Annotated in this window: 9 protein-coding genes and 6 pseudogenes; 6 read left to right on the plus strand and 9 right to left on the minus strand. The window is 62.1% G+C overall.

The genetic code is table 11. From position 1 onward, the window contains the following. Positions 1-538: 538 nt before the first annotated feature. Positions 539-691: pseudogene (locus tag NKH23_RS33465) on the minus strand (transposase); the annotation flags it as partial. 179 nt (positions 692-870) lie between these two features. On the opposite strand from NKH23_RS33465, the pseudogene NKH23_RS33470 reads away from it, so the two are divergent. Continuing rightward, positions 871-1622: pseudogene (locus NKH23_RS33470) on the plus strand (IS91 family transposase); the annotation flags it as partial. A gap of 63 nt (positions 1623-1685) precedes the next feature. On the opposite strand, the gene NKH23_RS33475 reads toward NKH23_RS33470, so the two are convergent. Together NKH23_RS33475 and istB are read right to left on the minus strand one after the other, a co-directional pair. Further along, a complete protein-coding gene (locus tag NKH23_RS33475; RefSeq protein WP_353036607.1) occupies positions 1686-2534 on the minus strand; it encodes a tyrosine-type recombinase/integrase in 849 nt (282 codons plus the stop codon). A 62-nt stretch (positions 2535-2596) separates the two neighbouring features. Next, a pseudogene (istB, locus tag NKH23_RS33480) lies at positions 2597-3241 on the minus strand (IS21-like element helper ATPase IstB); the annotation flags it as partial. Between istB and NKH23_RS33485 the strand changes: the two are divergent. Together NKH23_RS33485 and NKH23_RS33490 are read left to right on the plus strand one after the other, a co-directional pair. Beyond that, positions 3203-3493: pseudogene (locus NKH23_RS33485) on the plus strand (transposase); the annotation flags it as partial. The pseudogenes istB and NKH23_RS33485 overlap by 39 nt on opposite strands. 102 nt (positions 3494-3595) lie before the next feature. Next, positions 3596-5116 (plus strand): annotated as a pseudogene (locus NKH23_RS33490) (transposase). 207 nt (positions 5117-5323) lie between these two features. Here NKH23_RS33490 and NKH23_RS33495 read toward each other — a convergent pair. Next, the gene (locus NKH23_RS33495) at positions 5324-6919 is read right to left on the minus strand and encodes an ISL3 family transposase (RefSeq protein WP_353036609.1); all 1596 of its coding nucleotides are present in this window, start codon (positions 6917-6919) and stop codon (positions 5324-5326) included. A gap of 92 nt (positions 6920-7011) precedes the next feature. On the opposite strand from NKH23_RS33495, the pseudogene NKH23_RS34755 reads away from it, so the two are divergent. Both NKH23_RS34755 and NKH23_RS33505 read left to right on the plus strand, forming a co-directional pair. Beyond that, positions 7012-7467, plus strand: a pseudogene (locus NKH23_RS34755) (transposase); the annotation flags it as partial. A gap of 593 nt (positions 7468-8060) precedes the next feature. Continuing rightward, on the plus strand, positions 8061-8864 hold the full coding sequence (locus NKH23_RS33505; RefSeq protein WP_353036611.1) for an FkbM family methyltransferase: 804 nt from the start codon (positions 8061-8063) through the stop codon (positions 8862-8864). 256 nt (positions 8865-9120) lie between these two features. Here the strand turns inward: NKH23_RS33505 and NKH23_RS34760 are convergent, their stop codons facing one another. The 4 genes from NKH23_RS34760 to NKH23_RS33530 form a co-directional block, all read right to left on the minus strand. After that, positions 9121-9990 carry a reverse transcriptase domain-containing protein gene (locus NKH23_RS34760; RefSeq protein WP_502912401.1) on the minus strand — a complete coding sequence of 290 codons (870 nt, stop codon included), beginning with the start codon at positions 9988-9990 and terminating at the stop codon, positions 9121-9123. Continuing rightward, positions 9962-10276, minus strand: coding sequence for an RNA-dependent RNA polymerase family protein (locus tag NKH23_RS33520; protein WP_353036613.1), 315 nt, complete (start codon positions 10274-10276; stop codon positions 9962-9964). Before NKH23_RS33520 ends, NKH23_RS34760 begins: the two co-directional genes overlap by 29 nt. A gap of 798 nt (positions 10277-11074) precedes the next feature. Further along, complete coding sequence (locus tag NKH23_RS33525) at positions 11075-11389, minus strand: IS66 family transposase (RefSeq protein WP_353036615.1); 315 nt, start codon at positions 11387-11389, stop codon at positions 11075-11077. Further along, the gene (locus NKH23_RS33530) at positions 11346-11648 is read right to left on the minus strand and encodes a hypothetical protein (protein ID WP_353036617.1); all 303 of its coding nucleotides are present in this window, start codon (positions 11646-11648) and stop codon (positions 11346-11348) included. Before NKH23_RS33530 ends, NKH23_RS33525 begins: the two co-directional genes overlap by 44 nt. Here NKH23_RS33530 and NKH23_RS33535 point away from each other — a divergent pair. Further along, the gene (locus tag NKH23_RS33535; RefSeq protein ID WP_353036619.1) at positions 11623-11970 is read left to right on the plus strand and encodes a hypothetical protein; all 348 of its coding nucleotides are present in this window, start codon (positions 11623-11625) and stop codon (positions 11968-11970) included. The genes NKH23_RS33530 and NKH23_RS33535 overlap by 26 nt on opposite strands. A gap of 53 nt (positions 11971-12023) precedes the next feature. Here NKH23_RS33535 and NKH23_RS33540 read toward each other — a convergent pair. Next, positions 12024-12595 (minus strand): hypothetical protein (locus NKH23_RS33540; protein WP_502912400.1); only part of this gene is annotated, 572 nt, incomplete at its 5' end.

Genomic DNA, 12595 nt, shown 5'->3' on the forward strand with positions numbered 1-12595 from the left:
GGTCTACACGCGCGGCGATCCGACCGAAAAGCTCGATGCGATGGAGGCGATCGTGCCGCCCCACTTGCGGCGCGGCGTCTTCCAGCTCACCGACCAGCTGATCGAACTCCTCCGGCGTACCTCGTAATGGAGAGCGGGATTGGCGGTGATTGGTGCAGAAGCGCGATCAAATTGCCGCCAGCTCCGGAGGATGCCAGATTTGGCAGACCCCGGCTGGCGCCAGGACGGCTCCGCCACAAAATCTCACCCGATCCCCCATTACCGGCTTTGCCCATAATGCAGAGCGTTTTTAGCTTGGCGTCGCGCAGAAAGGCGGGTGGCGAGAGCGCGCTGCGGTGGATCGCGACGGTGAGCTAAAAACGTGTTGGACTAAGCGGCCGGCACGGGTGGCCGCTATGGGTTTTCAATTGGGGCCGCACCCATCAACAGGCATCTCTTGGTGGTGCGGACGCGGCGATTGAGGCGTGGGGTGCGCCGAAAGCGGCACGGATATCGGTTCCGGCATGATGTGAGGATCGGCGCCGCGGCCTGCCTGTCGGTGTAGCAGGAAGCGTCGAATGAACTCATCGGCCGCCACGGTCATGACCTTCTGCCGACTGCCGTGCCGATAGTCCTTCCAGCGAAAGGCGACCGCGCCATCCTCGATGGCCACGAGGCGATTGTTGGAAATGGCGACGCGGTGCCATTCCCTCAGGCAATGCCCCGCCTGTCGTCAAGGCCAGATGATCATCATCGAAACATTCGACTGCGTCACCGGCCACCCGCCATACCAGGACACGTCATGAAGCAGGGACGTCGCCTTCCTATGGTCATCAGCATCGCGCCGGCCTGCTTGGAAGCCAAACTGAGTCGGTCCCGCAAAAGTGTGCGCTGTCATCACCGGCAAGCTTCTATCGCGAGCAGCATGACGCGTCGCTGTCGACCGCCTAGCGCCGCGTCATGACGGCGATCGAACTGTGCCGGACCGCCGCGCTCGGCGGGCACGTCGAAGCGTGCGATCACTGCGGCCATAGCCGCATTGCGTTCAACAGCTGCCGCGACAGGCATTGCCCCCGCTGCCAATCGCTGGCCCGCGCGCAATGGCTGGAGGATCGTCGCGCCGAGCTTCTCGACACGCAATACTTCAACGTCGTCTTCACGCTGCCGGAGCCCGTTGCCGCCATTGCCTATCAGAACAAGGCACTCGTCTACAGTCTTCTCTTCCGCGCCACCGCCGAGACGTTGCGGACGATCGCCGCCGACCCCCGACATCTCGGCGCCGAGATCGGCTTCTTCGCCGTGCTGCACACCTGGGGCCAGAACCTGCTCCATCATCCGCATCTGCTTGCGTGGTCCCAGGCGGCGGCCTTTCTGCCGACGGCGATCGATGGGTCGCCTGCAAGCCCGATTTCTTCTTGCCGGTCCGGGTGCTCTCGCGCCTGTTCCGACGATTGTTTCTGGAGCACCTGGAGAAAGCCTTCAACGCCGGCCAGTTGAAGTTCTTCTCTGACTTGCAGGCCTTGAGCGAGCGCGATGCCTTCCGACGCTATTTGGCGCCGCTACGAAAGGCCGAGTGGGTCATCTATGCCAAGCCGCCATTCGCCGGACCCGAACAGGTCCTCGACTACGTCGGCCGCTATACGGCTTCTCCGTAGCAGCGGAAGATATCCGCCACTTCCGGCCCCGAGCGGGCCATCGGCGCGAGCTCAGAAGTATTGCGGCTTGGCGGGGGGCGGCAGGGTGGGCGCCGGACGCGGCAAGAGCTCGAAGGGGCTCGAGGTGGCGCAGACCTTGTTGGTGGCAATCCGCAGGTAATGGGCGGTGGTCACGAGGCTGCGGTGACCGAGCAAGAGTTGAATGGTGCGCACGTTGGCGCCGGCCTCCAACAGATGGACGGCGAAGGCGAGCCGCAAACTGTGGGGCGTGACCGGTTTGGACAAGCCGGAGCGGTCGCGCGCTTTCGCGCAGGCGTGTCCCACCGCATCCCTGGTGATCGGCTGGTCGGCACGATCGCCGGGGAAGAGCCACTCCTTTGGCCGCCGCACCTTCCAGTAGCTGCGCAGGATCTCCAAGAGCTTGGGCGACAGCATCACATAGCGGTCCTTCTGGCCTTTGCCCTGCTCCACGCGGATGACCATTCTCTGGCTGTCGATGCCCGTGGGCTTCAGCTGCACCGCTTCCGAGATGCGCAAGCCGGCGGCATAGCAAGTGGTCAGGATGGCGTGGTGTTTGACGTCGAGGACGCAGCCGAGGAACCGCTGAACTTCCTCGGCACTGAGGATGATCGGCAGCTTCTGCGGCTTCTTGGGAAGCGGCAGGACCTCTTCAGGCGCCCAATCCCTCTCGAGCGTCACATTGTAGAGAAAGCGCAGCGCCGCAATGGCGATGTGGATTGAGCCGGGCGACAGCTTCTTCTCGTTGGTCAGATAGACCTGATAGGTCCGAATGTCCTCCCGCCCGAGCAAGTCCGGCGACTTGCTAAAATAACGGGCGAACAGCGACACCTGTTGCAGATACGACAGCTGGGTGTTGAGCGCGAAGTTGCGCACCTCCATGTCCTCGTGTCAAGCGAAGTGAGGATTTGACCCCCTTTGGCGAAGTGAGGAACTGACCCCCTTCACTGGTTTGCTGTTTCGTTGGGTTCAAGCGTCGGTCCGGTCTTCTGCAGAAGGCCGGACCGACGCTTTTCGCGGAGACGGTAGCTGTCGCCGCGGATGGTGATCACCGTGGAGTGGTGAAGCAGGCGGTCCAGGATCGCCGTGGCCACAATGGGGTCGCCAAAAACACTTCCTTATCCGCCCACGGAGCGGTTGGAGGTGATCAGGATCGATCCCCTTCTCGTAGCGCCGTGACACGAGTTGGAAGAACAGGTGGGCGGCATTGGCCTCGAAGGGCAGATAGCCCAGTTCGTCGATGATGAGCAGTTTCGGCCGCGACAGGATCGCCAACTGCTTGTCGAGCGAGCGGTCGCTGTGGGCCTTGGCCAGCGTCGCCACCAACGTAGCAGCCGTGATGAACTGCACGTTGTAATTCTGGCGGATCGCCTCGCGGCCGAGGGCCACGGCCAGATGGGTCTTGCCCGTGCCGGGTGGGCCGAGGAACAAAAGCATGTCGCCGTGCGCAATCCAGCGGCAGGTGGCGAGTTCCCTGATCTGCCCCTGATCGAGCGATGGCTGGAGAAGTCGAAGCCGTCCAGCTCGCGCACGAAGGGGAACTGGGCGATCTTGCCCGACATGGAGATGCGCCGCTCGTCGCGCCGGGCGGCGGCCTGTCGCTCGAGGCTGCCCCGGCGAAGGCCGGGGACCAGCGATGGATCGCCTGCCGGCCGGGATTTTTCCTGCCCGTGCGGGTTCTGTCGCGCCTGTTCAGGCGGCTATTCCTGGAGCGCCTGCAGGACGCCTTCGACGCCGGCCAGCTTCGCTTCTTCAGCGATCTCGCCAGCCTGGCCGACCCTACCACCTTCTGCGCCCAACTGGCTGGACTGAAGCGGATCGAATGGGTCGTTATAGCGCGTCGATCTGGAAGAGACCTCGCATTGCCTCGCCTGAACTGCTCCCTAAAATTGGTTTGTTGCCTCATCTAATTTGCTCCCGAATCAATAACTTCGGGAGCTGTGATGAGGAAGGTGAGCATGGCGACACGAGCGGAATTGGTGGCGGCGATCAGTGGACGCTATGTTTTAGGCGGGCGGGCCGAAAAGGCGAGGATGTTGGACGAATTCGTGGCCCTCACTGGCTTTCATCGCAAGCATGCGATGCGACTTCTGCGAGGAGACTGCGCGCCGGCGAAGAGTGGTCCTCGGCCGGGGCGGCGGGTTTAGGGTGATGAGGTGCGCGCCGCTCTCGTCGTCGTTTGGGAGGCATCGGATCGAATCTGCGGGAAGCGACTACACCCGCTCTTGCCAAGCCTGATCGAAGCTATGGAACGCCACGGACACGGCGCTATGGATAGCGAGACCCGCCGGCAATTGTTGACGATGAGCCCAGCGACGATTGATCGCGTTCTCAAGGATATTAAGGCGAGTGCCAGCGGGCCGCGGCGGCGGAAAGGATCAACGACGATCCGGCGTAGTGTTCCAGTTCGGACTTTCTCAGATTGGGATGACCCCGCACCCGGCTTTGTCGAGGCGGATCTCGTTTCTCACTCTGGCCCATACGCGAAGGGCGCCTTCTCGCAAACCCTGGTGTTGACCGATATCGCCACGGGCTGGACGGAATGCGCGCCGCTGCTGGTTCGCGAGCAAACGGTCCTGATCACTGCGTTGGCCGAACTGCGCAAGTTGCTGCCGTTCCCGCTGCTGGGCTTCGACACCGACAACGACAGCGTCTTCATGAACGAGAGCGTTCAGGAGTATTGCTTGGGTGATAATATCGAACTCACCCGTTGCCGCCCCTACCGGAAGAATGATCAAGCATTTGTCGAGCAGAAGAATGGCGCGGTCGTGCGTAAGATCGTTGGATACCGACGCTTCGAGGGACTGCAAGCCACACGGGAGCTAGCCAAGCTTTATTCCTCGATGCGGTTGTTCATCAATTTCTTTCAGCCATCATTTAAGTTGAAAGAAAAGCATCGTGACGGAGCCAGGGTGGTCAAGCGGTATCATCGTCCCGCCACGCCCTATCAGCGGCTGCTTGACGATGCACGCACGCCGGAGGATACGCGCCTTCGCCTCAAGGCGATGTACCTGACGCTCGATCCGGTTCGGCTGCTCCGCGACATACGCCTGGCACAAGAGAGATTGGTCGAAATTGCTGACAAGCCTGATGGTTCCCCTGCCACCGACGGCGAGGCATTGCCGCTGGAAGACTTTCTGTCCGGGTTACGGATTGCTTGGCGTGGTGGTGAAGTGAAACCGACCGCCCGCTCCAAGCCAGCGGCCAAGCGAGAGCGGCGGAGGCCCGATCCTCTCCTTGCCGTCACGGCCGAGCTCGAGGAATGGTTCGAGGCGGAGCCTTGGCGAACGTCACGAGAGTTGCTTGAACGCTTGCAGGTCAAATACCCCGGCGTGTATCCCGACGGCCTCATTCGGACCGTGCAGCGTCGAATGAAGATCTGGCGCAGTACGCAAGCCAATGCGTTGGTGTTCGGGCCATTCGCCGATGCCGCGCGGACGGAAATTGAAGAGGTCGTGCAGTGAGATCATCCCCGAGCAACACAGGATCGGCAGAGGCTAAATCTCGGGAACAATCAGTGAGGCAATCGAGAACATCTGAGTGAGGCAACGGCATTGTTCTTTGGGAACACTCTTGGGCGAGGCAATACGAATCTCATCCTAATCGGGATCTTCCGCAAATTTGGTGCAGGGGCGTCGTTTCCGTGGTTGCCCCGTCTGTTTCTACGGTCGTTAGGCGGCTGCCAGCAGCCTGTTTCTCAGCAGCGGATACCCGGAGCGCCCATACATCTGGCGCTTGATGGTCTCGAGACGGTTGATCTGTCCCTCGACGGGACTGGTGCTCCAGGGTTGGGTGATTGCGGCCCGAACAGCCGCAATGTCACGGCCGATGCCTGCTGCAAGGGAAGCCAGTTCGCTGTCCGTGGCGTCCTCGATCCATTGCTCGAGGCCGGCATCATCGTCGCCGCGTATCAGTGCGGCGAAACGTCGAGCCAGGTCACCCGCCTTCAAGAGCTCCGGCGCGCAGACATAGAGATGGCCCAAGAATTGCTCGGTCTGCTCATCGAGCAAAGTCGGGTCTTCGCTCAGCAGCCATGCACAGTTTCGGCGCGACGGCGGCCGCCATCGCGCATTTGGCGGAGCGGTCGATGAGCACTGCTGGCGGGCGGCGGTCCACCTGTAGACGGTCGCCCTGCTGCCTGAAAAGCCGCGGCGCTTGATTTCGCTCCACAGGTGCAACCCGTTGCGTTGGCCTTCCTGCCAGCGTCCTTCGAGATACTCATGGAAAGGATCCATGAGAACCGAGCGTGCGGGCGGCCGCCGGTGCTCGGGCTCCCCGCCCGCTGCAAGCCAGCGCTCGACCGTTCTCACGCTCATGCCGGTCCGGGGCGCGATCTGTCGCGGCGACATGCCGGTCGTCCGCAAATCAAGGACTTCAGCATAGAGTTCACTGCGCTGGTTGCGGCGCGACCGGCGCAGGCCATCAAGCCTCGGGGAAGTCTCCACTGATGGTTCCGGATTGGCGTCGTCATCGCCACTCATCTCGGCCATCATCGCCTTTCCGGCGGCACTGACCGCTTTGCGATGGCGGCCGAGGGCCAGAAGCAACGCTTCGCCCAGGTTCTGGAGAAGATGCCAGCGGTCGGCGACCTGCGTTGCATCGGGAGCACCGCGACGGGCGCCGTCAGCATAAACGCCGGCGCGATCGCGAGCGATGACTTCGATGCCCGGATGACGTTTCAGCCATGACGCGACCGTATTGGCATTTCGGTCCGGCAGCAGATCGAGGACGCGGTTGCGCTCCAGATCGCAAATGATCGTTCCGTAGCGCTGCCCCTTGCGCCAGGCCCAGTCGTCGATGCCGACCACCCGCGGCGCGTCCGGCGGCTCGAATCCGGTTGCGCGGATCATCCGCAGCAGCGTGTCGCCGCTTATCGGCATGGCCAGTTTGCGCGACAGGCGCGAGCCGGGTTCACCGCCGACCGCGAAGCCGATCACCAACTGGCTCTCGCCGAGGCGGGCGGTGCGTCTCGCTTTCGGCTGCACCGTTCCCGGCAATCGTTCCGTAAAGATCCGCTGACGGCATTGCGGATCGGCGCAACGGAACCGCCTGGCGTGAAGCCGGATTTCGACAACCCGTCCCTGCCACGGCAGATCAGCCACCCGGCGCATATAGTGGCTGTGGACGCGGCCGGTTCGACAGCCGCAGGAGGGACAGCACGATTCTGTCGCCTTCGGCCGGGCTACAAGCACCACCTTGTCGGCCTGTGGGAGAATTCGGACTATCGAAAGCTCGGGTGAGACCAGCGAGCGGAAGGCATGGAGCACGGGCGAATCACCGGCGTCGACTGCGATTCCGACTCTATGGACTCATTCGCACCGCCCGTGAATCCCGGCACCTGCACCAAATATGCGGAAGATCCCCTAATCGCCGCGCCGCAGGTCGTCTATGCAAGCCCCCGTTCGGCGGTCCCGAACAGGGCCTCGTTTATCTGGGCCGTTACACCCATCGCGTCGCCATCGCCAACAGCCGCCTCGTGAGCCTGGACCAGGGAAAGGTCAGCTGCCGCTGGCAGGACTATCGCCACCACGACAAGTCCAAGCACAAGCTCATGACCTTAAGCGGCGACGAGTTCATCCGGCGCTTCCTGCTGCACGCTCTTCCAGACGGATTCCATCGCATCCGCCATTACGGCCTCAGTGCCGTCTTCTTCTGGCGGCGCCCGCCGCCGACGCCGGACCCGGACCCGACCGCCGACTATCGCCAACGTTACCGCTGTCTCACAGGGCGCTCCCTGTGTCCGGGCTGTGGCGGCGCCATTGCCTCTCTCGGCCCGGTCCCGCGCAAGGCCCCGACCTGGCCAGACACCTCATGACACGCGGCCCACCGACACGCTCGCACCGGGCATCCAGGCGTCTGCTACAGTCGCCCCCGGGCCTTTGCGCGCCGCTAGTCAAAGTCGCGGCCTGGCTATCGCCAGCAACGCTGCACCTCAGCGTCAACGACCCAATGGCGCCATCTCTCGCGTCGCAGATGGTCCTGCATCGCGGCGACGGGCGACTGCCCCAGAGCGATCGGCGAGCCCGCTCCGGCGCCTCGGACACACTGTCGGCCCTAAATCCCCATAGCCCCGCCCGCCATCCCGCGGTTCAGTTCAATCAGGCTTCAATGTAGTCGCGACCCATGCGTGACCGCCCAATCGCGCCCGCGACTACACAGAACCCTCCAGATTCAACGCAATCGAGAGGTTGCCTGATGAGCGAGGACATGGAGGCGCACAACCTTGCGCTCAATACCCGGCGCTCGCAGCGGGTTTCGCTGTTTGCACGTCACTTCGGCAAGTTTTCGGACGGTTGGTGGCACCGATGTCGCGAACCCGACAAAAGGGCCACGGCCATTCCCCAGCGGGCGCGCGCGTTTCACTCTTCCTAAGTAAGGAACGCCGCACGTGGCACGCTGATTGCTGGGATGAGCAAGAGCCGCCGCGACAAGCTGGTCGTAACGACTCTGACCCAAGATCGCAGGTTAGATTGGAGTGCCGCTATGTTGTCCCAGTTTAAAAACCAGAACATAAACCATGAGGTCGCTAGGCTCAATCTGCCGAATTCTCGGATCAAGAACTTCGCGCCGGCGAGTTACGCACATGCCGGAGAAGACGTTATTGTCGAAGGAATCCTGTCTGCAAGACTCTGCAAGAGCCAAAGATCTTGGGCCAGTGTCTTCTATGTCGAGATCGGCGCTAATCATCCCATCTCTACGTCAAGCACATATCTTATGTACCAAAGAGGTGCGCGAGGTGTTCTGGTTGAACCAAATCCTGAATTGGAAGCGCTGATCCGCACTGCCCGTCCGGAAGACGTTCTCGTGCGATCCGTAGTCTTGCCCGCTCCGCAAGCGTCTGCCACGCTCTTCATCGGAAACGCCCATGAGCTTTCCTCTGTGAATAAGACATATCTTGAGAGTTTCGGCGACTTCAATGGTATTGGAGGTATCCGAGAACAAATCGAGGTCAGCGCGATCGGTATCAATGAACTATTGACGCCATATGCCAATAAGGTCGATTTCCTATCGATTGATTGCGAAGGACTGGATCACGATCTCATTAAGGCCATTGACTACGAGCGCTTCAGGCCTGCTGTCGTCCAATGCGAGCCAAGCGCTGAGCATCGTATAAAGGGCGACAGGGCTCGGATCATCAATCTGATGGAATGCAGATCATACCGGCTTGCTGCAATTACTGATGACAACGTGATCTTCGAGCGATTGCCCTGATGCAGCGGCCCAACCGAACGCGATCATCGACATGTACCCAGCCCTACCCGCCCTCAGGCGCGCAGGAGCGGTAAATTAGGATCGAAGCGCGTATTGCCGCATGCAGCGTAAGCGGGCAGTTGAGGCCGTTCAGCGCTCATAATTCCATGGGTTTGTGGCAGCGGCTGCGGATTGATCGGGATAGGGGGACGCCTCGCGAAGCCGCCCCTCCCACACCACCGGGCATACGGGTCCGTACCACGGCGGTTCGATCGGATTAAGCTTGGGCAGAGACATGGAGTCGAGGGAGACCGAGAGACTCGAAGTAATGGTTGCGCAGGGCCTGTTGGACCGCCGGGTGTCCTGACATGCGCCAGAATCCCGTCGGTGAACCGGCGGCCACCGCAGCTCCGAACTCTGGTACGCCATGACGGCGCAGTTCCTTGAAGCGGTTGTGCCCGATCCCCCATTGCCGCCAGAGATACATGCGTAGTCTTCGGCGGATCCACGCTTCCAAGGTCGTAAGCACCCGTGGGGTCTGGCAGAAGCCGAAGTAACCGCGCCATCCGATGAGGTATGGCTTCAGCTCCTTGATCAACTGCGGCAGACTGATCCCCCGTGTCCGGCGTGTCATGTCCCGGATCAGCGTCTCGAATTTGTCGAGGGCCTTCGGCGCAATGCGCCGCTCGCTCCCGTCATTAGAGATGCTGAACCCCAGGAACTTCCGCTCCTCCGGTCGCGCCACCGCGCTCTTCGCCTCGTTAACCTTCAGCCGCAGCTTCTTGGTCAGGAACCGGCTTACATAAGCCATGACCCGTTCGCCGGCGCGGTGGCTGCGAACATAGATGTTGCAGTCGTCCGCGTAACGGCAGAAGCGGTGACCACGTCGGGCCAGTTCCTTGTCGAGGTCGTCGAGCAGGAGGTTGCTTAGGAGGGGCGAGAGTGGGCCGCCTTGCGGGGTCCCCTCGTCCACCGGACGGACCAGGCCATCCTCCATCACCCCCGCATTGAGGAATGCTCGGATGAGTTTGAGCGCACGCTTATCGGACACCCTCGCGGCAACGCGCGCCATCAGGCTGTCGTGATTGACCCGGTCGAAAAATCTTTCGAGGTCGAGGTCAACCACGTAGCTGTAACCCTCGGCAATGTAGCATTGCGCTTGGGCTACTGCCTGATGGGCAGAGCGTCCCGGGCGGAAGCCCGTAGCTGTGCTCCGAGAACGTCGGGTCCCACTGCTCTTGGAGGACCTGCAGCAGGGCTTGCTGGATCAGTCTGTCGACGACGCAAGGCACGCCGAGCTTTCTGACCCCGCCATCCGGCTTGGGGATTTCGACCCGCTTGACCGGCTGCGGCTGATAGGTTCCTTCGAGCAATCGAGACCGAATGCTTGGCCAGTGCTCACGCAGGTAGCCCTTGGCGTCATCGATGGTCATCCCATCCACGCCTGGAACACCCTTGTTGCTTCGAACGCGTTTCCACGCTGTTTCCAGATTCTCTCGGCTACATACCGTCTCCATTAGCTGTTCTGTCCAAGCCGGGCTTTCGGGTGCCGACTTCGCCACGAGTGGTTCGGCCCCTTGGTAACCGCTGACAGGGGCTTCACCCCGGTTCCTCGGTTCCAGGGCCAGTGAATACTGGGTCTTCGGCCGCCTTCCACTCATGAGTTGCCAGTCCTATTTGCCGCTTCCAATCGTTCGGGCCTTCGGTCATCGTTTCCGGCTCGGCCTATCCGTTGCTCCGCCTTTCAGCCTTGGAGTGCCTCACTAGCCTTGCCGACAGCATCACCTACTACGCCCTCTGCTGACTCCTGCGTCATGATCAGGTCACCTTGCGGTTCCCTCAGTTCCGAAGTCGGAACATGACGCAGGCCTCCCCAGGTAAGTTCAATCGCCTTCCCCGCGCACCTGCCGGATCTACAGCCCTGCCCCTTGATGGATATGGACTTCGCGATACGTTGCCCGCTCGTCCGGCCAGGGATGCCTCATATCCGGTTTCTGTTCGTCAGGTCGCGGCTTTGCTCCACGCTTCCTTCAGACACCACCTCGCGGTAATGCCCTTGCGCTTTGCTAAGCCTTCACCTCCATCAGGTTGGCTAGGGGACTTTCACCCCCAAGCGGTTGAACATGCTGGGCACACAACTAAGCCGCTAGTCGCGGCAATTGGTGCCCGCTTTGAGAGACGCCTCCTGTCTGAGAGGATTTGGGTGGTAACCGGGGCAGATTACCGAGCAGTCAGGCTTGAGCGGCTTGCCTAACGAGATCCGGGAGCGGCGGAATCGGCTGTTGTGCGTGTATGCCGAGGCGGTCGCCGAGATAGCGGAAGAATGAGACGTCGAGCTTGATGCAGGTCTTCATCAGGCCGAGCAGGACGTCGCGGGCGTTCTTGCCTGCCTCACTGACGGTTCCGCCGGAGATCTTGCGCTTGGTGACGAAGGCGCGGATGTCGTTTTCGGACCCGTTGGTGTGGAGCGGGATCTCGGGACGATCGAGAACGCGCAGGAGTTCATGCTTGCGGCGATGCAGCCGAGCCAGCAGGCGGTCGAGCATAACGTTTGAACAGGCGCTCGAAGCGGGCCCGCAGTGCGGCTGCCCTTCGGGGGCATGGATCAGCTTGGTAGTTCTTGAGGTCGCGATAGAACCACCAGATCAACTGGCGCATGATGTCGACGGCCTGACGTTGATCCGGGGTCACGGGTATCAATTTGTGGACGAGCCGCTCGGCGTGGACCCAGCACAGCGCATGCTCGCCAATGCGGAACTGGCCGACATCATCGGATACGATGAACGCGAACCTGCGCCGCTTCATCCTGGCCTGTCACATTCTGGGGCAGGTGACGACGGAGCGGTTGACGGCGTTGTTGACCGGGATCGGCATCGACATTTCGAAGCGTCAGGTGGTGCGGCTGATTTCGGAAGGCCTCGAGAACTTCGCTGCGGAGGACCGTGACGTGCTGCGCGCCGGACTTGCGACGGCGCCCTGGATCACCGTCGATGATACGTCGGCGCGCCACGTCCACCAGGACGGCTACACCACCCAGATCGGCGATCGCCGCTTCACCGCGTTCCGCACCGGGCGATCCAAGTCACGACGCCGCCGGCGCGGCGCCAAGCGCGACGCGGTCGCGTGAGCCGCGAGGTGACGGTTGCGGTGAGCGCTCCTGCGGGCTCCCGAGGTGGTGCGCTATCGCCGCGAGTGCTGGGGACACCGAGCGGCGAGAGGCTCGTGGCGCCGCTGCCGGCGGGGATTGTTGGCGGCTGGGGCGCGCTTGCCCTTGCCAGATGTCGGCTGCGTTGCCTTCTCCATGCCCGACGGCTTGGTCGGCTTGTCCGGGGAACGCGGCGGCAGGGTTGAGTCCAACCCAGTCAGGATCGCCACCGAAGGGGCGATGTGGGGGGCGATACGCCACCACGGCTTTCTCGCCGATACACGCCTTGAGATCGAGAACCCGGCGCTACGCGCCGAGAACAAGACCCTGAAGGATGAGATCGCCCGGCTGAAGGCAAGCTGGTCAAGGCCCAGCGCCGCCAGATGCGGCTGCCATGCGGCGCTGTCGGCAAATGCCTTGTCCGGCGCAGCCGCCAGCCGGTCGATCACCGGACCGGCGAGGTTGCGGCCGCGCATATAGGCCAGGGCCTCTTCATTGATGATGTGTAAAAGTTTAAACTTTATCTGACAGACGGTGTCCTGGGCTGAAGCTTGAGCCGAGGCCGGGCGCGGAGTGGTCAGGGTTCGCAGCGCCCGGCCTCGGCGAC

This window comes from Mesorhizobium sp. M1328, from assembly GCF_040318075.1.
Lineage (GTDB): Bacteria > Pseudomonadota > Alphaproteobacteria > Rhizobiales > Rhizobiaceae > Mesorhizobium.